Consider the following 21,393-nt stretch of genomic DNA (forward strand, 5'->3'; position numbering starts at 1 on the left):
CTTAGGAGACAAGGATGATGTCTTTCAAAATGGGAGTGATCGCTGCCTCTGTGGCGTTGGTCATGGCAAGCGCCGGAGCAATGGCTGAAGAGAAGGTGTTGCACGTCTACAACTGGAGCGACTACATCGCCTCGGATACCCTGGATAACTTCCAGAAGGAGACGGGCATCAAGGTGGTCTATGACGTGTTCGACAGCAACGAGGTATTGGAAGCCAAGTTGCTGGCAGGCAAGTCTGGCTACGATATCGTGGTGCCGTCCAACCCCTTCCTGGCCAAGCAGATCAGGGCGGGCGTGTTCCAGAAGCTGGACAAGTCCAAGCTCCCCAACTGGCAAAATCTGGATGACAACCTGCTCAAGGCGCTCGAGCCTAGCGATCCGGGTAACCAGTACTCCATCCCCTATCTGTGGGGCACCATCGGCTTTGCCTACAACCCCGAGAAGGTGAAGGCCGTACTGGGTGACAAAGCCCCGGTGGATTCCTGGGATCTGGTGTTCAAGCCGGAAAACATGGCCAAGCTCAAGGAGTGCGGCGTCTCCTTCCTCGACTCGCCGACCGAAATGCTGCCTGCGGCCCTGCAATACCTGGGCTTCAAACCGGATAGCCAGAAGCCGGCCGAGCTGAAGAAGGCCGAGGAGCTGTTCCTCTCCATTCGCCCCTATACCGCTTATTTCCACTCCTCCAAGTACATTTCGGATCTGGCCAACGGCAACCTGTGTGTGGCGGTCGGTTACTCCATGGACCTGCAACAGTCCAAGGCTCGTGCCGCCGAGGCCAAGAATGGTGTCGCGCTGACCTACATCATTCCGAAGGAAGGCGCTGGCAGCTTCTTTGACATGATCGCCATTCCGGCCGATGCCAAGAACGTCGAATCTGCCCATACCTTCATCAACTACCTGATGAAGCCGGAGGTGATCGCCAACATCACCAACCAGATCCAGGCCCCGAACGGCAACAAGGCAGCTACTCCGCTGGTGGATGAGGCGATCCGCACCGATCCGGGTGTCTACCCCGATGCGGCGACCCTGCAGAAGATCTACACCTTCCCGGATCTGCCGGCCAAGGTGCAGCGGACCATGACCCGCAGCTGGACCAAGATCAAGTCCGGCAAGTAAGTGACGAGTACTCCTCCCGGTCCGCAGTTCGGCCGGGAGGATTGTGATGCCATCCCTTCGGGATGGGCCGCGCGAAGGGATGCGCAGCCGGAATACCACAAAACAGGAGAACTGACACAGTGCATACTACCAAGTTGATCACCCTTGCCCTGACCATGGGGCTGGCGAATGTGGCCCAGGCAGCCCCTGTGGTGCACTTTTACAACTGGTCCGATTATATCGGCGAGACGACCCTCAGCGATTTCCAGCAGGCGACCGGGATCAAGACCGTCTATGACGTGTTTGACTCCAACGAGACCCTTGAGGGCAAGCTGCTGACGGGACGGACCGGGTACGACCTGGTGGTGCCTTCCAACAATTTCCTGGCCAAGCAGATCCAGGCGGGGGCGTTCCAGAAACTGGACAAATCCCAGCTGCCCAATCTGGCCAACCTGGACCCCGTGCTGCTCGGCCAGCTCGACAAGGTGGATCCGGGTCAGCAATACGCGGTGCCCTATCTGTGGGGAACCAATGGCATCGGCTACAACGTCGACAAGATCAAGGCGGTGCTGGGGGTCGACAAGATTGACTCCTGGGCCACCATCTTTGAACCGGAAAACATGGCAAAACTCTCCCGTTGCGGAGTCGCGTTTCTCGACTCCGCCGACGAGATGATCCCCGCCGTCCTCAACTACCTCGGACTCGATCCCAACAGCCACGAACCGGCCGACATCAAGAAGGCCGAGGCCCAGCTGTTGAAGGTGCGGCCCTATGTGGCCTACTTCCACTCCTCCAAGTACATCGGCGATCTGGCCAATGGCGACATCTGCGTGGCGGCCGGTTTCTCCGGCGACATCCTGCAGGCGGCGGCGAGAGCCGAGGAAGCGGGCAAAGGGGTGAATATCGCCTACAGCATTCCGAAGGAGGGAGCCAACCTCTGGTTCGACATGATGGCCATCCCTGCGGATGCCCACAATGTCAAAGAAGCCCACGCCCTCATCAACTATGTCCTGCGGCCCGAGGTGATCGCCAAGATCAGCAACTATGTGGGCTATGCGAACCCCAACGCCAAGGCCGGAGAGTTCATGGATGAGGAGGTGCGCAAGGATGAGCGGGTCTACCCGCCTCAAGCGGTGCTGGAGCATCTGTTTGTGCAGGAGGCACATCCACGTGCGGTACAGCGCCAAATGACCCGGAGTTGGACGAAGATCAAGTCCGGAACCTAACCTTGGTGCCCGCTCTGGGGCGCCAGATCGCTTTTATGAATCGACCCTCTGGTCGGTGTCACGCTTGGGAGTTTGGTAATGGCGATAGCCTCCAGTGCCTACAAGAAAGCCCTCGAGGGCAGTCAGCAGCGCAAAGAAGTGCTGGTCAAGATCGATCGGGTCAGCAAGCAGTTCGATGAAACGCTGGCGGTCGACAATGTGTCGCTCAACATCCACAAGGGCGAAATCTTCGCCCTGCTCGGTGGGTCCGGTTCGGGTAAATCCACCCTGTTGCGGATGCTGGCCGGGTTCGAGCGCCCCACCGAGGGACGCCTGTTCCTCGACGGGGTCGACATCACCGACATGCCGCCCTACGAGCGCCCCATCAACATGATGTTCCAGTCCTATGCCCTGTTCCCCCACATGACGGTGGCGCAGAACATCGCCTTCGGCCTCAAGCAGGATGGCCTGCCCAGGGCCGAGATCGATGCCCGGGTGGAAGAGATGCTCAAGCTGGTGCAGATGACCCAGTATGCCCGCCGCAAGCCGCACCAGCTCTCCGGTGGTCAGCGTCAGCGGGTGGCCCTGGCTCGCTCCCTGGCCAAGCGCCCCAAGCTGCTGCTGCTGGACGAACCCATGGGGGCACTGGACAAGAAGCTGCGTTCCCAGATGCAGCTGGAGCTGGTCGAGATCATCGAGCGGGTCGGCGTGACCTGCGTCATGGTGACCCACGATCAGGAAGAGGCCATGACCATGGCCGAGCGGATCGCCATCATGCATCTCGGTTGCATCGAGCAGATCGGCAGCCCGATGGACATCTACGAGACCCCGGCCAGCCGACTGGTGTGCGAGTTCATCGGTAACGTCAACCTGTTTGACGGTCTGCTGGTGGAGGATGAGCAGGACCACGCCACCATCGCCTGTGCGGATCTGGAGCAGCCCATCTATGTGGGCCACGGCATCAGCTCCCGCGCCGAGAACAAGAAGGTGACCTATGCCCTGCGGCCGGAGAAGCTGCTGATGAGCCTGCAAAAACCGGTCGAGATCGAGCACCCCGATTTCAACTGGACCAAGGGCGAGGTCTATGACATCGCCTATCTGGGCGGCCACTCCGTCTATTACATCCAGCTGCCCTCGGGCAAGATCGTTCAGGCTTTCATCGCCAACGCCGAACGCCACGGCAAGCGGCCGACCTGGGATGACCAGGTGTTCCTCTACTGGGAAGATGACAGCGGCGTGGTGCTGCAATCATGAATGCATTGAAACGACTGAAGATATTGGGCGGGCGCCAGTTGGTGATCGGCATCCCGTTCTTCTGGCTGTTCCTCTTCTTCCTGCTGCCCTTCATCATCGTAGTGAAGATAAGCTTCGCCGAAGCGGATGTAGCGATCCCGCCTTACACCGATGTGGTGAGCTGGGCCGACAACCAGCTCACCATACTGCTCAACATGGGCAACTACCTGCTGCTGCGGGAAGATGAGCTCTATATCGCGGCCTATCTCGGCTCCCTCAAGATGGCCTTCATCAGTACCCTGCTCTGTCTGCTGATCGGTTATCCCATGGCCTACTCCATCGCCCGGGCCAACAAGGAGACCCAGACTGTTCTGCTGCTGCTCATCATGATGCCGACTTGGACCGCGATCCTGATCCGGGTCTACGCCTGGATGGGCATCCTCAGCAACAATGGCCTGCTCAACAGCCTGCTGATAGGGATAGGCCTCATCGACGAGCCGCTGCAGATCCTCAACACCAACCTGGCGGTCTACATCGGCATCGTTTACTCCTACCTGCCGTTTATGGTGCTGCCGCTCTACGCCAACCTGGTCAAGCACGACCAGAGCCTGTTGGAGGCGGCGTCTGACCTCGGTGCCCGCAACCTCACCCGTTTCTGGCAGATCACGGTACCGCTCTCCAAGAACGGCATCATCGCCGGCTGCATGCTGGTGTTCATCCCTGTGGTGGGCGAGTTTGTGATTCCGGAACTGCTGGGCGGCCCGGAAACCCTGATGATTGGTAAAGTGCTGTGGCAGGAGTTCTTCAACAACCGCGACTGGCCAGTGGCCTCTGCCCTGGCGGTGGTGATGCTGGCGGTGCTGATCGTCCCCATCATTCTGTTCAACCGCAACCAGGCCAAAGAGCTGGAGGGTAAAGCATGAAGCGCTTCGGTTTTGCCAAATTGATGCTGTGGCTGGGGCTGCTGTTCATCTACCTGCCCATGGTCATCATGGTGATCTACTCCTTCAACGCCTCCAAGCTGGTAACAGTATGGGGTGGCTGGTCGCTGAAGTGGTACTTCGGCCTGCTGGACAACAAGCAGCTGATAGGCTCAGTGCTGCGCTCGCTGGAGATCGCCTTCTACACCGCGATTGCGGCGGTAGCGCTCGGTACAGTGGCGGCCTTTGTGTTGACCCGGATCCCTCACTTCCGCGGCCGGACCATGTTCGGCGGCATGGTGACGGCGCCGTTGGTGATGCCCGAGGTGATCACCGGTCTCTCCCTGCTGCTGTTGTTCGTGGCCATGGCCCAGCTGGTGGGCTGGCCCGCAGAGCGGGGCATGGTGACCATCTGGATTGCCCACACCACCTTCTGTACCGCCTATGTGGCGATCGTGGTGTCGGCCAGGTTGCGGGAACTGGATCTCTCCATCGAGGAGGCGGCCATGGATCTGGGGGCCAAACCCTGGAAGGTGTTCTTCCTGATCACCATCCCGATGATCGCCCCCTCGCTGGCGGCGGGCGGCATGATGTCGTTTGCCCTGTCGCTTGACGATCTGGTGCTGGCAAGTTTCGTCTCCGGCCCGGGCTCGACCACGTTGCCGATGGAGGTCTTCTCGGCGGTGCGTCTCGGTGTGAAACCCGAGATCAACGCGGTTGCCAGCCTGATCCTGCTGTCTGTGTCGCTGTTTACCTTTGGCAGCTGGTATCTGATGGCCAAGGCGGAGAAACGCCGCCGCGCCGAGATCGCCATGACTGCCCAGATGCAGGCTGTCGCCTGACCTCGTGTTAAGATCCGCCTACTCTCGTCAATTCGGAGGATGAGTATGCGGATCTCTCTCTTTACCGGCCGTGGTGCCGAACTGGTGCCCGGTCTCACTACAGCCATCCACAAACACCCCGCCACGGCGCCGCTGTTTTGCGGCCAGCTTGGACTGGAGGGGGATGAGCAAAGCGATCAACGTCATCATGGCGGCCCGGATCGGGCACTGCACTACTATCCCGCCGATCACTACCCCTGGTGGCAGACCTGGCAAACCGCGCTGGGCTTGCCTGCACCCAAAACGCCATGGCAACCCGCCGCCTTTGGCGAGAATCTCTCCGGTGTCGGGCTGACCGAAGCACAGGCCTGCATCGGCGACGTCTATCGACTCGGCGAGGCACTGATCCAGATAAGTCAGCCCAGATCGCCCTGTTTCAAACTCAACCAGCGTTTTGGCTATGGTCAGATGTCCCAGGTGATGCAGCTCAGTGGTCGCTGTGGCTGGTTGCTGCGGGTGCTGGAGGAGGGCATGGTCGCACCGGATCAGACGCTGGAGCTGGTGGACAGGCCCTATCCAGAGCTGACGGTGAAGCGCACCGCCGATATCCTGTTCAATCAGGTACGCAACGAAGCCGATCTACTGCTGTTGCTGGAGAATCCGGCGCTGTCGCCCAACTGGCGTCAGAATGCGGCCAGCTGGCTGGAGCACGGGATGGTGGCTGACTGGCGACCCCGTTTACTGGGGCCCGAATCGCTGCAGTTGCCTTGAGTCTGGTTGCCGGAATGTCACTACTTGGCTGCATTCCGGTAAACTCGTGCGTAAAACGCTGAATAGTTGAGCGAACGGCAGTTTTTTTCCCTTTTAATGCAAAAAAGTCTTGTGTCGAGTCGGGGCTTTCGGTAAATTCCCGTCCCGCAGACATCGGTGTGTAGCGCAGCTTGGTAGCGCACTTCGTTCGGGACGAAGGGGTCGGAGGTTCGAATCCTCTCACACCGACCACTTTTGAAAAGGCCGCTCAATGAGCGGCCTTTTCGCATTTCTACTCTCCGCTTTTCTTCTCTCTGCCAGCCGGCCACTTCTCTTTCCTGATTCCTGACGCAGCTTGGGCCATCTAGTTCCACATCCGGAATATCTGGGGCATTCACGGGCCGAGCACTGCAGATGATGGTTGAGTCATGACTGTATTTTGCGGTCACAAGAAGTGGACGAGTACTGAGTGGCAGGGGTGATTGCGACAGGCATGAAAAGGGCCACCGCCCGGTGGCCCATGGGTGGAGTCTGATCCTGACTCCGGCACTCTCAGATTGTGGCAATCTCGCTATGGGTCTTGTCTATAGTGCCCTCCTTGCGCTCCAGGCGCTTACTCAGATATGCCAGTGCTGATGCCGCAATGCCTTGAAGCTGTGCTGAGGTTGCAAGGCCGCGTGCTTGGGGTACTCACTAATGAAATGTTCGATTCCCTCCATCAGTTGTGCACGTAATGAAATCACGGGCTCATGCCAGGCTTGCAGGCATAGATGGCCGGGGATCAGCTGCTCCTGATAATCTTCCAGCAGCTGTTCTGGCCAGGGCTCAATACCGGAATTGCGTTGCAGCAAATAGTGGGCGGCGGGTTCACGGGCATAGATGAACTGAATTTGGGCCAGATCGCGTTGGCATAGCGTTTGACTGTTGATATGACAGGTCAAATATTTTCCCGTCTTCAGATCCAAAAAGTGACCGCGTTGCCGGCAGGGAACGATGCGATACCAAGGCAGGGGCGAGGAGAGCGCATAGCCCTCAAGCTCCTGTTCCAGCCAGTGACGACACTCGGGTGTCTGCACCTCGTCGAGCATGGACTCGATACGCATCAACAAGGCTCTGGATGGTGTGGTCGCCAGTTTCGCACTCATCGCCTGCAATCCTCCCTCTGCAAACAATCCCGGATCTCAGTATGGCTCTTTATCGGGCGGAGGGGGTAAGGAATCTAATGATTAAAAGTGGATTAACAGAGTGGTTTTTATGCATTAAGCGGGCTCATCCAACCAGATAGGTACCGGTTCCGAAGGCTATATGGGTCCCCTCCTCGTTGTGCAGCTCCATGCGGGCAACGGCGACCTTGCTGCCGGCTCGGATGATGTGGGCGGTGGCGATGAACTCGTTGCCGCGCCCCGGCCGCAGATAGTCCACCCGCAGATCGATGGTGCCGAGGCGGGAGAAGCGCTCCTTGAGGTAGCTGGGGGAGAAATCCTCCAGCTCGTCGATGCAGGAGGCGGCGACTATCATGCCGCCCGCCACATCCAGCAGGCTGGCGGTGACGCCGCCGTGCAAAATGTTGTGGAAGGGGTTGCCGATGAGCTTCTCGTCCATCCTGATGCGCAGCTCCACCTTGTCGAAGTCGTAGTGGGTCACCTGCATGCCGATCAGCTTGTTGAACGGCATCTTCTCGGCAAACAGGTTGGCAATGCCACTGAGCGCCATCTTCTTGAGCATCTGTTTCATCCTTGATCCCGATCCCTGTCAGCAAAGCCGAGTAAAAACTCCAGCCAGTCTGCAACACTTCCTTAACAGTCGCAATGGCAGGTTTATTGTGGACGGCGGCTGCTTTAGAATGGCGACCCCAAAGGAGAGCCCATGACTGCGATTGCCGAAACCCTGCCTGACCCCCAGCCAGAGACACCGCTAGCCCTGCTGCAAGCGGTCTTCGGCTATCAGCAATTTCGGCCGGGCCAGCTCGAGATCATCGAGCAGATAGTGGCGGGGCGCGATGCCCTGGTGCTCAAACCCACAGGCGGCGGCAAATCGCTCTGCTACCAGATCCCGGCGCTGCTGCGACCGGGGCTCGGGGTGGTGGTCTCACCCCTCATCTCGTTGATGAAGGATCAGGTCGACACCCTGCGTGCCAACGGCGTGGCGGCGGCCTACATCAACTCGGCCCTGAGCCGGGAGGAGATGATCCAGAACTTTGCCGCCATGCGCCGCGGCGAGATCAAACTGGTTTATGTTTCCCCCGAGCGTCTGCTGCAGCATGAGTTCATGGACCGGTTGGCGGAACTGCCGCTTGGTCTGTTCGCCATCGACGAGGCGCACTGCGTCTCCCAGTGGGGGCACGATTTTCGGCCGGAGTATGCGGCGCTGGGGCGGCTCAAGCAGTGGTTTCCCCAGGTGCCTGTGGTGGCGCTGACCGCCACCGCCGACGAGGCGACCCGCAGCGACATGCTGCACCGGTTGGAATTGAACGATCCCTTTATCCACACCGCCAGTTTCGACCGGCCCAATATCCGCTACAGCCTGGTGGAGAAGTTCAAGGCGGCCGAGCAGCTGCTGCGCTATGTGCAGAGCCAGAAGGGCAACTGCGGTATCGTCTACTGCTCCAGCCGCAACCGGGTGGAGGAGGTGGCCGAGCGGCTCTCCCGCCACGGCTGCAAGGCAGCTCCCTATCATGCCGGCCTGCCCCTCGAGCTGCGCCAGCAGACCCAGGAGGCCTTCCTCAAGGATGACATCGAGATAGTGGTGGCGACGGTGGCGTTTGGCATGGGCATCGACAAGCCCAACGTGCGCTTCGTGGTGCACTACGACATCCCGAAGAACATCGAGTCCTACTATCAGGAGACCGGTCGGGCCGGGCGCGACGGCACCCCCGCCGAGGCGCTGTTGCTCTACGATCCCGCCGACATCGGGCGGGTGCGCCGGCTGCTCGACAACATCGAAAACCCCCAGCAGTTGCAGGTGGAGCAGTACAAGCTCAACGTGATGGCGGCCTTCGCCGAGGCGCAGACCTGCCGGCGCCAGGTGCTGCTCAACTACTTCGGCGAATACAACGACAAGCCGTGCGGCAACTGCGATATCTGCCTCGATCCGCCCAAGAGCTATGACGGCACCGAAGACGCCCAGAAGGCGCTCTCCTGCGTCTGGCGGGTGGGGCAGAATTTCGGGGTGGGCTATGTGGTGGAGGTGCTGCGCGGTTCGCTCAATCAGCGCATCAAGGATCACGGCCACGACAAGCTGTCGACCTACGGCATTGGCAAGGATCAGAGCCACGAGTACTGGATGAGCGTCATCCGCCAGCTTATACACAAAGGGTTGCTGACCCAGAACATCACCCGCAACCTGGTGCTGCAGCTGACCGAGGCGGCCCGCCCCGTGCTGCGCGGCGAGGTGAAGCTGGAATTGGCGGTACCCCGCCTGCAGCCAATCTCCAGTCGCAAGGAGAAGCGCAACGGCCTGCTCGACAACGCCAACTACGACAAGCGGCTGTTCAAGGAGCTGCGCGCTCTGCGCAAGCAGATCGCCGAGGATGAAGAGGTGCCGCCCTACGTAGTGTTCAACGATGCCACTCTGGTGGAGATGGCTCAGCTCATGCCGATGACGGAAGACGAAATGCTGGCGATCAACGGCGTCGGTCACCGCAAGCTGGAACGCTTCGGCGAAGCCTTTATGGACCTGATCATCGACTACTGCCGTCGCTAGGAGAGATTCGCGAAGCGTCATCGGCCGCGGCGGACTCAGGCCTGGGCGGCACATCAGGGGAGTGGCGCCCGTTGGCCGGGCGCCGTGGATTATTTCAAGCTGGCGTAATAGGCTGCCAGGTTCTCCATGTCCGCCTCGGTGAGCGGCGCCATGAAGGGCACCATCAAAGGTTCCTTGCGGCTGCCATCCTTGAAAGCCTTCAGCTGTTTCACCAGATAGGGGGCGTTCTGTCCTGCCAGATGGGGATAATTGGGGATCAGAGCCCTGCCTTCGGCCCCATGACAGGCGGCGCATACGGCGGCCTTGGCCTTGCCAGCCTCGACATCGGCCGCCTGGGCCGGCCCCCACAACAACAGCAACAGGGGCAGGGCGCCCAACCATCTTTGCATCTTCTTCTCCTTGAAATGAAATAGCGCATCGCCCGTTAGCCACTGCTGGCCGACGGCGGTATAAAGAGTGACACGAGCATACGCAGGGACGAACCGCACCACCATGAAGCTGATCAACACTTTTGCCACCGAACTGCCCTGGGCCTGTGAGCCCGTCGCCCCCCAACCACTGCATGCCCCCGGCCTGCTGCACCTCAACCGTGCGCTGCTCGGCGAGCTGGGGCTGGGGGTGGTGAGCGATGCCGACTGGCTGGCCTGCTGTGGTCATGGCCAGCCTTTGCCGGGCATGCAGCCGGTGGCCCAGGTCTATGCGGGCCATCAGTTCGGCGGCTACAGCCCGCGTCTCGGTGATGGCCGTGCTCTGTTGCTGGGGGAGCAGCTGGCGCCGGATGGCAGCCGCTGGGACCTGCACCTGAAAGGGGCGGGCAAGACCCCTTTCTCCCGGTTCGGCGATGGCCGTGCCGTGCTGCGTTCCAGCATTCGCGAGTATCTCGCCTCCGAGGCGCTGCATGCCCTCGGCATCCCCACCACCCGGGCACTGGTGCTGGTGGGCAGTCAGGAGCCGGTTTACCGCGAACAGGTGGAGACGGGGGCGACCGTACTGCGCACCGCCTCGAGTCATCTGCGCTTCGGCCATGTCGAGTACTTCGCCTGGAGCGGGCAGGGGGAGAAGATCCCGGCCCTTATCGACTATGCGCTGCGTCATCATTTCCAGGAGCTTGCGAACGGGGTCGAGCTGTTTGCCGAAGTGGTGCGCCGCACCGCGCGGCTCATCGCCAAGTGGCAGGCGGCAGGTTTCTGCCACGGGGTGATGAACACCGACAATATGTCGCTGCTCGGACTGACTCTGGACTATGGCCCCTACGGCTTCATCGACACCTATGTGCCGGACTTCGTCTGCAACCACTCGGATCCGGGCGGTCGTTATGCGCTGGATCAGCAGCCGGCGGTCGGCTACTGGAACCTGCAGAAGTTGGCCCAGGCGCTGGCCGGTCACGTCGATGGCGACGCGCTGGCGTCGGCCCTGGCCCAGTATGAACACCAGTTGATGCTGCACTACTCCGAGCTGATGCGGGCCAAGCTCGGGCTGGTGGTGTGGGAGGACGATGATCCGGCGTTGTTTCGCGAGCTGTTCCGACTGCTGGCGGCGCACAAAGTGGATTACCACCTGTTCCTGCGTCGTCTCGGTGAAGTGACGCGAGAGGGGGAGTGGCCCGCCTCCCTGCTGGCCTTGTTGCCGGATCCTGCCGCCTGGCAGGGATGGTTGACGGACTATCGTGAGCGCCTAGTCCGGGAGGGGAGCGAGGACGCCGTACGCAAGACGAAGATGGATGCGGTCAATCCGAAATATGTGCTGCGCAATGCCCTGGCCCAGCAGGTGATCGAGGCTGCAGAGCGAGGGAACATGATGCCGTTTGAACGGCTGTTTGCAGTCTTGCAAAATCCCTATGATGAACAGCCTGAATATGAGGAGCTCGCCACGCCGATTGCCAGCTGGTATTGCGGTGGTGAGTTGTCGTGCAGCAGTTGAGAGGCAAGGGATGAACTGGCGAATTACACAGACAGATACGGACGCCGGCGTGGTGATGCTGGCGTGTGATGGGCTTGAGTGGGACAACTTTTCCGCCCGTGCCGAGTCGTTGCTGGCCGCGTGGGAGCTGGTTGTGATCGAACGGGAATGGGGGGCAGACCGCCACAGCTGGCTGCTGGAATTTGAAGGCAGCCGGTTGCGACTCGAGTATGAACACTACAGTGGTTGCTGGCTGACCGCGGTTCACCCGGCCGATCAGGAGGTGCTGTTCTGGCTTGCTGAACAGCATAAAGATTGAACTATCGATAGGGGGCGGTATAATGCCGCCCCTCAATTATCGCCAATGGTGGCGGTATGGGTTCCCTAACCCCATTAACCAAAAAGGTCACAATATGAATCTGACCCCTGCTCAGCACCAGACGGCGCTGGTGCGTCTCTCGTTGTTCCACATCCTGATCATTGCCAGCAGCAACTATCTGGTTCAGCTGCCGATCACCATCTTCGGCTTTCACACTACCTGGGGTGCGTTCAGCTTCCCGTTTATCTTTTTGGCTACCGATCTGACGGTGCGGATCTTCGGTGCCGGCCTGGCGCGCAAGATCATCCAGACCGTGATGTTGCCCGCTCTGGCTATCTCCTATGTGCTCTCGGTGCTCTTCTTTGAAGGGAGCTTCCAGGGGGTCAGCCATCTGGCCGAGTTCAACCTGTTTGTGGCACGCATCGCCCTGGCCAGCTTTATGGCCTATCTGGTGGGGCAGTTCATGGACGTGGTGGTGTTCAACCGGTTGCGGCTGCTCAAGCACTGGTGGATTGCGCCGGCTGCCTCCACCCTGTTTGGCAATCTGGTGGATACTATCACTTTCTTCAGCATCGCCTTCTGGCGCAGCACGGACCCCTTCATGGCTGAACACTGGGTCGAGATCGCGACCGTGGACTATGTATTCAAGCTGCTGATAAGCCTGGGGTTGTTCGTTCCGCTCTATGGTGTATTGCTGCGTTACCTCAGCCGTAAGCTGGTGGGCGAGGCTGGATTGGCCAGCCTGCAGACGGCCACACGACAAGCCTGACGAAATTGACCACCCTTAGCGGTGGTCAATTTTTTTGCTTTTTTGGCAAATAAGGGTTGCACAGTTAAATGAGAATGATTATTGTTAACTTGTTTTCCGGGAAAGACTTCATTTGTTCCAACGTGATGGACTTCTTGTGAAGGCACGACATTGCTCACATTGCTTCCAGTTAAAGGGCCAGTTTTTACTGGCCCTCTTTTTTTGTCTGCGTCTGGCGGAAAGCGGCCATAAAAAACGGGAGCCTTGGCTCCCGTTGTCACTCTGGTTGCGGCTTACTCGATATCGAGCGCCTCGGGGGAGAGAATCACCCCAGTCGTATCCGCGTAGAGATGGTCATCCGGCAGGAAGGTGACACCACCAAAGTTGACCGGCAGATCGGTTTCACCAACGTCCTTGCTGTCGGCACCCACGGGAATGGCCGCCAGTGCCTGAATGCCGATATCCAGATCTTCCAGGATGTCGACTTCGCGCACGCAGCCGTAGCAGACGATCCCTTCCCATTCGTTCTCGGCAGCCGTGGTGGCGATCTCGCTGTCTATCAGGGCGCGGCGCATGGAGCCGCCGCCATCGATCAGCAGCACGCGGCCGACGCCATTCTCCTTGACGATCTCACGGATCAGGCCGTTCGATTCGAAGCATTTGACCGTGGTGATGACGCCGCCGAAAGAGGCGCGGCCGCCGAAGGAGCAGAGCATGGGTTCGAGCACATCCACCATGTCCTGATAGATGTCGCACAGTTCTGAAGTGTTGTATTCCATTGTGTCAAATCCACCGCCGGAAACAGGTGGATCCAGTATAAGGAGTGGGCCCGGCATTTCAATGAATATTCCTTGAACAGGTCGGCACGCTCCCGCTTTTGTGCCAGCACCTGCACCATGTTGCCAGCCGGTGTCGCTTTCTTGTCTGGCCGACCAATATTGGCGGGGAAGGGGATTGTCATCATATCCGTATGTCTCTTCCCGCAAGGTTTTTGCCCCAGAGTGGCAAGGATTTGATCCTGATGGCTGTTATTGACGGGATTCGCTCATATAATCGCCGCCACTATGATGATTCGGAAGGATTCGATGGCAAAATTGCTGGCGGCCGTGCTCGGGCTGCTCTGCTCCTGTCTGGCGTTGGCAGGAACACCCCCCGGGAATGGTTCGCTCACGTCGAGCATGGAGCCCTTGCTTTCCTGGTTCAGCGGAGAGTTCTCGAGCAAGGAGCAGGCCAGCTATGATAGCCGCTTTACCAGCGCCGAGCTGCGGCTGATGGAGATCTGGCGCGGCCGTCAGGGCTATCGTTGGGTATATGCCGAGCAATATCTGACCCAGCGTGCGGTGCGTCCTTTTCGCCAGCGCATCTATCGCTTCTCGCCTGCTCCTGACGGACGCATCCTGATGGCCGAGCTGACCATGCCGATGGCGACCGATTTTGCCGGCGCCTGGCACAACCCTGCCTTGCTCGATTCTCTGACTCCGCAACAGCTCTCTTTACGCCAGGGGTGCGAGATCTGGCTGGTACGCACCTCCGCCGGCGAATATGCCGGCCATACCCGGGTCGGGCACTGCGCCACCAACTTTGGCGGGGCCGCGACCCTGGTGCAGCATATCTGGATTGGGCCGAACAGCATCAGGCTGCTGGATCGGGCATATGATCTGAAAGGCAAGGCGCGCTGGGGCAGCCCGGGAGAGGGATACGTCTATCTGCGCCGAAGCGAAGAACGCGGACAATGATCCGGTTATCTGGTGGGTAAATTTGGGATGTAAAAAAGGCGCCCATCGGGCGCCTTTTTCAGAATTCTTCAGAAGTAAGATTACTTCTTGGTGGTCATCGCACCGAAACGCTTGTTGAACTTGTCTACGCGGCCGCCGCTAGAAACTTCTTTCTGCTTGCCGGTGTAGAACGGGTGGCACTCGGAGCACACGTCCAGGTTCAGATCTTTACCAACGGTAGAGAAAGTGTTGATGACGTTACCGCAAGAGCACTTGGCGGTGATGGCTACGTAGTCAGGATGGATACCAGCTTTCATGGACAACCTCAATTAATAGGCCGTGTCGCCATCCGATCTCTTGTCGGACACCACACGATTGTTGAACACAGTTTCAAAGGCTGCGAATAATATAGGAAATGCCTGAGATCAGGCAAGTGGCTTCGCAGAAAAAATAGGCAACCCCTGGTGAATTCTTCCCAAACGCTGGATCTGGTTCGTGTGGCTGTGCCGGTGCCGTTACGCCGTCATTTCGACTATCTCTCCCCCCTGCCTCTGCCCGAACCCGGTTGCCGGGTCGAGATCCCTTTCGGCCCCCAGACTCTGGTCGGTCTGGTGGTGGATCACCCGGCCGAGAGCCAGGTGCCCCGCAACAAGCTCAAGCCCATCAAGCGCGTACTCGATGCGACGCCGGTGCTGGGGCCGGACATACTGGCGCTGATGAACTGGAGCGCCGGCTACTATCAGCATCCCTTGGGCGAGGTGCTGCCCCATGCCCTGCCGGTGCTGGTGCGCAAAGGAGAGCCCGCCGCCTATCGGGAGCTGGAGTTCTGGTTTGCGACCGAGGCCGGTATGGCAATCGATCTCAATGAGCTCAAGCGGGCTGCCAAGCAGCAACAGGCCCTCGCACTGCTGCGCAAGGGGCCGCAGACCCCCTCCGCCCTCAAGCAGGAGGAGATCCAGAGTGCTGCCCTCACTGCGCTGGAGAAGAAGGGGCTGCTGGAGAAGCGCAGCCTGGAGCCGAGCCACGACGGTGACTGGGCTACCCATTTTGAGCCGGGCGAGGGGCTGCGCCTCAACGGTGAGCAGGCGCTGGCGGTCTCTGCCGTCACCAGCCAGAGCGACAAGTTCGGCGCCTTTTTGCTGGATGGCATCACCGGCTCCGGCAAGACCGAAGTCTATTTGAGCATCCTCGAACCCCTGCTCAAGGCGGGCAAGCAGGCGCTGGTGATGGTGCCGGAGATCGGCCTCACCCCGCAGACCATCAATCGCTTTCGCCGCCGCTTCAACGTGCCCGTGGTGGCGATGAACTCCGCCATGAACGACAGGGAGCGGCTCGATGCCTGGCTCGCCTGCCGTGACGGGGGCGCCGCCATCCTGATCGGTACCCGCTCCGCCGTGTTCACCCCGTTCAAGCACCTCGGCATCATCATCATCGACGAGGAGCACGACGGCTCCTTCAAGCAGCAGGACGGCTTTCGCTACCACGCCCGGGATCTCGCCGTGATGCGGGCCCATCGTGCCGGCATTCCCATCCTGCTCGGTTCGGCCACCCCCTCGCTGGAGACGCTGCACAACGCCCGCAGCGGCAAGTATCACCACCTCAGCCTGACCCGCCGCGCCGGTAACGCCCAGACTGCTCGCCAGGAGATCCTGGACATCAAGAACGTGCGGCTGCAGGCCGGGCTCTCCCCCCAGCTGGAGCAGCTGATGGCGGAACATCTGGCCGCTGGCAATCAGGTAATGCTGTTTCTCAATCGCCGCGGCTATGCGCCGGCCCTCATCTGCCATCAATGTGGCTGGAGCGCCGCCTGCGAGCGGTGCGATGCCTGGTACACCTGGCACCAGGCCGGGCGACGGCTGCACTGTCATCACTGCGACAGTATTCGTCCTTTACCCCATCATTGTCCCGAGTGTGGCAGCAGCGAACTGATTGGCTCAGGTGTCGGCACCGAGCAGCTTGAGCAGCTGCTCACCACGGTTTTTCCGCAATATCCTGTGGTGCGCATCGATCGGGACAACACCCGCCGCAAGGGGGAGCTGGAGACCCATCTCGGCGACATCAAGGCGGGCAAGTACAAGATCCTGATCGGTACCCAGATGCTGGCCAAGGGCCACCACTTTCCGGATGTGACATTGGTCGGCTTGCTGGATGTGGATGGTGCCCTGTTCAGCGCCGATTTTCGGGCAGCCGAACGGTTGGCCCAGCTTTATACCCAGGTGGCGGGTCGTGCCGGTCGCGCCAGCAAGCCGGGTCTGGTGGTATTGCAGAGCCATCACCCGGAGCACGCCCTGCTGCAGGATCTGACCCAGAATGGCTATGGCCACTTTGCCGATACGGCGCTCAAGGAGCGTCGCCTGCTGGGGCTGCCGCCGTTCAGCTATCAGGGGCTGTTTCGGGCCGAGGCCAACGGCCGTGACGAGGTACAGCTGTTCCTCAGTCGCCTCGCCGAGACGCTACGCAGCGCCCGTTATCCCCATCTGCAGGTGCTCGGGCCCATCAGCGGCTTTATGGAGCGCAAGGCGGGCAAGTTTCGCATGCAGTTGCTGGTGCAGGGGCCCAGCCGGGCAACTCTGGCCCAGCTGCTGGATTGGGCGGTGAAGGAGCTGGATGGCTGGCCCGAGACCAAGAAGGTGCGCTGGAGTCTGGATATCGATCCCACCGAGCTGAGCTAAGCCGATTCAAGCGGTCACTGGCACGTCTCGTCAGTGGCCAAGCTTGCAATCTTGCATCCGGGTTCAGACCCTCAGATCGATCTGCTGTACCCAGCCTCCCTTGCCCTGTTCGGTCAGGTAGAGGCCGGACTGGCGCAATACCCCCTGACTGCCACCCTCGCCGAGGTGGTTGAAGGGGGTATCGAGGGGGCGCAGCAGGATGGCGCCGATCCCCAGCTTCACCAAGGCGATGGGGGCCTGGTCCGGCTGCCAGAACTGCAGCGCCGAGAATTGGCTGTCCCGCTCGTCCAGCACCCCGTTGCCATCTTCATCCAGGGTAGCCAGCTCGCCAAAGCCGTTGCCGGAGCGGGCGCCAAACAGCTCGCCTCCGTCATCTATGGTGCCGTTGCCGTTGCGATCCAGCGCCACGAAGCCACTCCCCTCGCCGAGGCCTGGCAGGCTGTCCGCCTTACCATCCTGATCGATGTCGAAATTGACCCGGGCGTCGGTCAGATCGGCTATCTTGCCGTCCAGGCTGAGCACCAGCGGATCCTTGAGGGCATTCAGGGTGGTGCGGCGCTGGCTCACTTCCAGCTGACGCCAGTCGAGCACAAAGCCCAGATCCAGCTGCAGGGTCTGGCCATCGTTGGTCTGGACGCTGGCCGATGCGATCACCTTGAGTTGTTCCTGTTGCAGCAGGGTGTCGGTCACTTCCACTACTTGATCCTGACTGGCAGCCTGGCCGGTTGACCCTCTTTGAGTGGAAGCTGCCCCCTCCTGATGGCTCTGCTGGATAGGGTCGGGCACCTCGATCTCGTGGCCGACCATGGCTTCGATCATCAGCTTGATGAGGCGCTGGCGGTTGTCGAGCCCGTCGTTGGGGATGCCGTCTTGTTCCTCGCTCTTGCCGGTTTCGGCGGGTTTGGCCAGCGCTGGATTGGGGGTGGCCTGCGGCTGACTGGTGGCGGCGCGGCTGGTCCCTTGCCGTGTCAGGGAGTTGGTCTGTGTCAGCATGAGGCTGGTGCGCGCCTCGCTGGTGGTGGGGGGCGTTTGCGTGTCTGCCGGGTTGATAGCCGCGGCCGCGGGCTCCAGGTTGCGTACCTTGCGGGCCTGCACCTGTTGCTGCTGGTATTGCACCTCCCCCTGGAGGTCGTAGTGATCGATGCGCATCCCTGTGCCCTCGGCGCTATCCACCTGGTCATTTATCGACCGCATGCAGAAGAGGGATTAACACCGAATCGCACTAAGCGGCGACTCTGTTATCTTGATGTTGCAAAGTGGCCGTCAGACAGCATGATGGTGAGGCCCGCATGCGGGTATGGAGATGGCGCCCTGTATCAGCTCTGCTGACGGCTGGGCGGCGTCTGAATTGAGCGGGACGGAGGTGGTGATGCGTGATTGTCTGGTGATGGGGGCGGCGGGCTATATAGGTTCTTATTTGGTGCCCCATCTGCAAACGCTGGGCTACAGGGTGGTTGCCGGGGCGCGTCGTCCTTGCCGGCTGCCGCCCGGGGTGGAGTTCCGCCTGGCCGACAGCCTCAAGCCTGCGACCTTGCCATCGGCGCTGGCAGGCATAGATACCGTCTTCTATCTGGTGCATGCCATGGGGGCGGGGGCCGATTTTCACCGGCTGGAGCAGCAGGGGGTGAAGAACTTCGCCGCCGCCGCGCGGGCCGCCGGGGTGCGCCGCATCATCTATCTCGGCGCCATTCAGCCCGAACAGTGCAACAGCCGCCACCTCAACTCCCGCCGTCACTGCGGCGAGCTGTTCCGCGCCGCCGGCGTGCCGACGGTGGAGCTGCGTGCCGGCATCATCATAGGGCCCGGCTCTGCCGCCTTCGAAGTGATGCGGGATCTGGTGTTCAACCTGCCGATGATGGTGACACCCAAGTGGGTGCGCTCGCGTACGCCCCCCATCGCGCTTTCCAACCTGCTGCACTATTTGGGCGGGCTGGTGGAGGCGGAGGGGGTGGACGGCCAGATCTTCAACGCCGCCGGCCCCGAGCTGCTCAGCTATCAGCAGCAGTTGCAGAAGTTCGCCGCCCACATCGGCAAGCGCTGCCCCATAGTGCCGCTGCCATTTCTGAGCCCGCGCCTCTCCGCCTGGTGGTTGCAATTTGTTACCTCGGTGCCGCAGCCGGTGGCCAAGGCGCTGGTGGGGGGGCTCAAACACGATATTCCGGCGGATGACGGTCCGCTGCGGACCCTGCTGCCGCAAGCGCTGCTCAGCTTCGACGAGGCGCTGACGGAGAGCCTGGCGCTGGAGCAGCGGCTCGGGGCCGAACAGCAGGGGGAAGAGACGCCGCTCGGTCTGCGCTGGCGCCATCCCGAGTACGGCTTCTATGACCGCACCGCCAGCGGGGAGGCCATCTGCCTCGCCGCCCCCGAGGTGGTGTGGCAGGTGTTGCAACAGCTGGGGGGCGAGAAGCGCTACTTCTACATGAACCAACTTTGGGTGGTGCGCGAATGGATGGATCACCTGATCGGTGGCCCGGCCCTGACCCGTGGTCGCACCAATCCGGATCGTTTCGTGAAGGGGGATATGCTGGACTCCTGGCAGATCCTCGGGGTGGACGAGGGACGCAGGCTGGATCTGCTGTTCAACATGAAGGCGCCCGGTGTCGGGCGGCTTGAGTTCAACATACTGCCGGAGGAGTCTGGCCTGACCCGGCTCAAGGTGACGGCTCACTGGCATCCGCAGGGGGCCTGGGGGCTGGCCTACTGGCTCGCCATGTTGCCGTTCCACCTCTTCATCTTTCAGGGAATGACGGAGGCGATTGCCCGAGAGGCGGAGGCGATGGCGGGGATACCCGTCATGGATTGAAACCATATCTATAACTAAATAGGTATTATAGACTGGTATGACATGCTGATTACTGGCTTGTCGGCGCCATGATGGCGATACTTTCCTCTGTGAAAGCCCGATGGTTTTCTTTATGATCCCCAGCCCTCGCCATCGGCGAGCCAATGCACCACTCATTCACATCCGTATCGGGGTCACCCATGTCCGATCTTCGTCAACAAGCACTCGATTACCACGCCCAGCCCGTACCGGGCAAAATTGCCATCGCCCTCACCAAGCCCGCCGAGACCGCCCGCGATCTGGCGCTGGCCTACAGCCCGGGCGTGGCAGAGCCGGTACGCGAGATTGCCGCCAACCCGGTCGATGCCTACCGTTATACCGGCAAGGGCAATCTGGTGGCCGTCATCTCCAACGGCACCGCCATCCTGGGATTGGGCAATCTGGGTCCGTTGGCTTCCAAGCCGGTAATGGAGGGCAAGGCCCTGCTGTTCAAGCGCTTTGCCGGTATCGACGCCATCGACATCGAGGTGAAGCACGAAACCAGCCAGCAGTTCATCGACACGGTCGCCGCCATTGCCGATACCTTCGGCGGCATCAACCTGGAAGACATCAAGGCTCCCGAGTGCTTCGAGATCGAACAGGCGCTGATCGAGCGCTGCGACATCCCGGTCTTCCACGATGATCAGCATGGTACCGCCATCGTCACCGCCGCCGGCCTGCTCAATGCGCTGGAAGTACAGGGCAAGGAGATTGGCAGCAGCCGCATCGTCTGCATGGGGGCGGGAGCTGCCGCCACCGCCTGCATGGAGCTGCTGATCAAGTGTGGCGCCAAGCCGCACAACATCTTCATGCTGGATCGTCAGGGCGTGATCCACACCGGTCGCACCGATCTGAACCAGTACAAGCAGCGCTTCGCCAACGACACCCCGCTGCGTACCCTGATGGAGGTGATCGACGGGGCTGACGTATTCGTCGGCGTCTCCGGCCCGGACGTGCTGCCCGCCGAGGCGGTGGCGCTGATGGCCCCCAACCCGGTGATCTTCGCCTGCTCCAACCCGGATCCCGAGATCAAGCCCGCCCTGGCCCACTCGGTGCGCGATGACCTCATCATGGGCACAGGCCGCTCCGATTATCCGAACCAGATCAACAACGTGCTCTGCTTCCCCTTCATCTTCCGTGGCGCCCTCGACGCCCGTGCCAGCCGCATCAACGACGCCATGAAGATTGCGGCGGTCGAGGCGATCCGCGCGCTGGCCAAGGAGCCGGTACCGGCCGAGGTGTTGACTGCTGCCGGCGTGAGCGAGCTCGCCTTCGGCAAGGATTACGTCATTCCCAAGCCGATGGATGCCCGTCTGCTGCCGCGCGTCGCCCGCGCCGTGGCGCTGGCGGCGGTGGAATCCGGCGTCGCCCGCACCGAACTGCCTGCCGACTACATGCTCTCTTGAGTCAGCGCCAACGGCCCCGTCATCGGGGCCGTTTTTTTATAAGCAGGATTGGGCTGAGGGGGTGAAGGGGGCAGGTGCCGACAGGTCA

Annotated in this window: 20 protein-coding genes and 1 tRNA gene; 15 read left to right on the forward strand and 6 right to left on the reverse strand. The window is 60.8% G+C overall.

Annotated elements, in window-relative coordinates:
• The first annotated feature begins 17 nt into the window (after positions 1–17).
• The 7 genes from ACB034_RS16925 (at position 18) to ACB034_RS16955 (ending at position 6,275) form a co-directional block, all read left to right on the forward strand.
• Positions 18–1,115: a polyamine ABC transporter substrate-binding protein gene (locus ACB034_RS16925; protein ID WP_371173338.1), complete on the forward strand. Its 1,098-nt coding sequence runs from the start codon at positions 18–20 to the stop codon at positions 1,113–1,115.
• A gap of 119 nt (positions 1,116–1,234) precedes the next feature.
• Positions 1,235–2,320: a polyamine ABC transporter substrate-binding protein gene (locus ACB034_RS16930; protein WP_042070603.1), complete on the forward strand. Its 1,086-nt coding sequence runs from the start codon at positions 1,235–1,237 to the stop codon at positions 2,318–2,320.
• Positions 2,321–2,398: 78 nt separating this feature from the next.
• The gene (potA, locus tag ACB034_RS16935) at positions 2,399–3,553 is read left to right on the forward strand and encodes a polyamine ABC transporter ATP-binding protein (protein WP_042070602.1); all 1,155 of its coding nucleotides are present in this window, start codon (positions 2,399–2,401) and stop codon (positions 3,551–3,553) included.
• Entirely contained in the window at positions 3,550–4,455 is a 906-nt protein-coding gene (locus tag ACB034_RS16940) for an ABC transporter permease subunit (protein WP_124239651.1), read from the forward strand. The genes potA and ACB034_RS16940 overlap by 4 nt, the downstream gene beginning before the upstream one ends.
• The gene (locus ACB034_RS16945) at positions 4,452–5,294 is read left to right on the forward strand and encodes an ABC transporter permease subunit (RefSeq protein WP_026457636.1); all 843 of its coding nucleotides are present in this window, start codon (positions 4,452–4,454) and stop codon (positions 5,292–5,294) included. The genes ACB034_RS16940 and ACB034_RS16945 overlap by 4 nt, the downstream gene beginning before the upstream one ends.
• Positions 5,295–5,339: 45 nt before the next feature.
• Complete coding sequence (locus ACB034_RS16950) at positions 5,340–6,044, forward strand: MOSC domain-containing protein (protein ID WP_042027292.1); 705 nt, start codon at positions 5,340–5,342, stop codon at positions 6,042–6,044.
• A gap of 154 nt (positions 6,045–6,198) precedes the next feature.
• Positions 6,199–6,275: transfer RNA gene (locus ACB034_RS16955), tRNA-Pro, on the forward strand.
• 365 nt (positions 6,276–6,640) lie between these two features.
• On the opposite strand, the gene ACB034_RS16960 is transcribed toward ACB034_RS16955, so the two are convergent.
• Positions 6,641–7,168, reverse strand: a complete 528-nt coding sequence (locus tag ACB034_RS16960) for a hypothetical protein (RefSeq protein WP_026457638.1) — start codon at positions 7,166–7,168, stop codon at positions 6,641–6,643.
• A 124-nt stretch (positions 7,169–7,292) separates the two neighbouring features.
• Entirely contained in the window at positions 7,293–7,757 is a 465-nt protein-coding gene (locus ACB034_RS16965) for a thioesterase family protein (RefSeq protein WP_042027294.1), read from the reverse strand.
• 132 nt (positions 7,758–7,889) lie between these two features.
• On the opposite strand from ACB034_RS16965, the gene recQ reads away from it, so the two are divergent.
• Positions 7,890–9,725: an ATP-dependent DNA helicase RecQ gene (recQ, locus tag ACB034_RS16970; RefSeq protein WP_201982617.1), complete on the forward strand. Its 1,836-nt coding sequence runs from the start codon at positions 7,890–7,892 to the stop codon at positions 9,723–9,725.
• An 89-nt stretch (positions 9,726–9,814) separates the two neighbouring features.
• Here recQ and ACB034_RS16975 read toward each other — a convergent pair whose 3' ends face one another.
• A complete protein-coding gene (locus ACB034_RS16975) occupies positions 9,815–10,114 on the reverse strand; it encodes a c-type cytochrome (RefSeq protein ID WP_017787071.1) in 300 nt (99 codons plus the stop codon).
• 103 nt (positions 10,115–10,217) lie between these two features.
• On the opposite strand from ACB034_RS16975, the gene ACB034_RS16980 reads away from it, so the two are divergent.
• From ACB034_RS16980 to ACB034_RS16990, 3 genes are all read left to right on the forward strand, one after another.
• Positions 10,218–11,645 (forward strand): YdiU family protein, encoded by a 1,428-nt coding sequence (locus ACB034_RS16980; protein WP_371173319.1) that lies wholly within the window; start codon positions 10,218–10,220, stop codon positions 11,643–11,645.
• Between the two features lie 10 nt (positions 11,646–11,655).
• Positions 11,656–11,943 (forward strand): DUF3630 family protein, encoded by a 288-nt coding sequence (locus tag ACB034_RS16985; protein ID WP_371173320.1) that lies wholly within the window; start codon positions 11,656–11,658, stop codon positions 11,941–11,943.
• A 94-nt stretch (positions 11,944–12,037) separates the two neighbouring features.
• Positions 12,038–12,712 (forward strand): 7-cyano-7-deazaguanine/7-aminomethyl-7-deazaguanine transporter, encoded by a 675-nt coding sequence (locus ACB034_RS16990; RefSeq protein ID WP_042027298.1) that lies wholly within the window; start codon positions 12,038–12,040, stop codon positions 12,710–12,712.
• Positions 12,713–12,984: 272 nt separating this feature from the next.
• Here the strand turns inward: ACB034_RS16990 and rraA are convergent, their stop codons facing one another.
• The gene (rraA, locus tag ACB034_RS16995; RefSeq protein WP_026456861.1) at positions 12,985–13,470 is read right to left on the reverse strand and encodes a ribonuclease E activity regulator RraA; all 486 of its coding nucleotides are present in this window, start codon (positions 13,468–13,470) and stop codon (positions 12,985–12,987) included.
• 306 nt (positions 13,471–13,776) lie between these two features.
• Between rraA and ACB034_RS17000 the strand changes: the two genes are divergently transcribed.
• On the forward strand, positions 13,777–14,427 hold the full coding sequence (locus tag ACB034_RS17000; protein WP_371173321.1) for a chromophore lyase CpcT/CpeT: 651 nt from the start codon (positions 13,777–13,779) through the stop codon (positions 14,425–14,427).
• Positions 14,428–14,507: 80 nt separating this feature from the next.
• Here ACB034_RS17000 and rpmE read toward each other — a convergent pair whose 3' ends face one another.
• Positions 14,508–14,723 carry a 50S ribosomal protein L31 gene (rpmE, locus tag ACB034_RS17005; RefSeq protein WP_005306787.1) on the reverse strand — a complete coding sequence of 72 codons (216 nt, stop codon included), beginning with the start codon at positions 14,721–14,723 and terminating at the stop codon, positions 14,508–14,510.
• Positions 14,724–14,870: 147 nt separating this feature from the next.
• Between rpmE and priA the strand changes: the two genes are divergently transcribed.
• Positions 14,871–17,078, forward strand: a complete 2,208-nt coding sequence (gene priA, locus ACB034_RS17010; protein WP_371173322.1) for a primosomal protein N' — start codon at positions 14,871–14,873, stop codon at positions 17,076–17,078.
• 63 nt (positions 17,079–17,141) lie between these two features.
• On the opposite strand, the gene ACB034_RS17015 is transcribed toward priA, so the two are convergent.
• On the reverse strand, positions 17,142–18,227 hold the full coding sequence (locus ACB034_RS17015) for a hypothetical protein (RefSeq protein WP_371173339.1): 1,086 nt from the start codon (positions 18,225–18,227) through the stop codon (positions 17,142–17,144).
• 220 nt (positions 18,228–18,447) lie between these two features.
• Here ACB034_RS17015 and ACB034_RS17020 point away from each other — a divergent pair, with 220 nt between their 5' ends.
• The gene (locus ACB034_RS17020) at positions 18,448–19,881 is read left to right on the forward strand and encodes a DUF2867 domain-containing protein (protein ID WP_371173323.1); all 1,434 of its coding nucleotides are present in this window, start codon (positions 18,448–18,450) and stop codon (positions 19,879–19,881) included.
• Positions 19,882–20,060: 179 nt separating this feature from the next.
• Positions 20,061–21,305 (forward strand): malic enzyme-like NAD(P)-binding protein, encoded by a 1,245-nt coding sequence (locus ACB034_RS17025; RefSeq protein WP_371173324.1) that lies wholly within the window; start codon positions 20,061–20,063, stop codon positions 21,303–21,305.
• Positions 21,306–21,393 lie beyond the last annotated feature (88 nt).

Origin of the sequence: Aeromonas sp. S18(2024), assembly GCF_041402525.1 — a bacterium.
GTDB lineage: Bacteria > Pseudomonadota > Gammaproteobacteria > Enterobacterales > Aeromonadaceae > Aeromonas > Aeromonas enteropelogenes.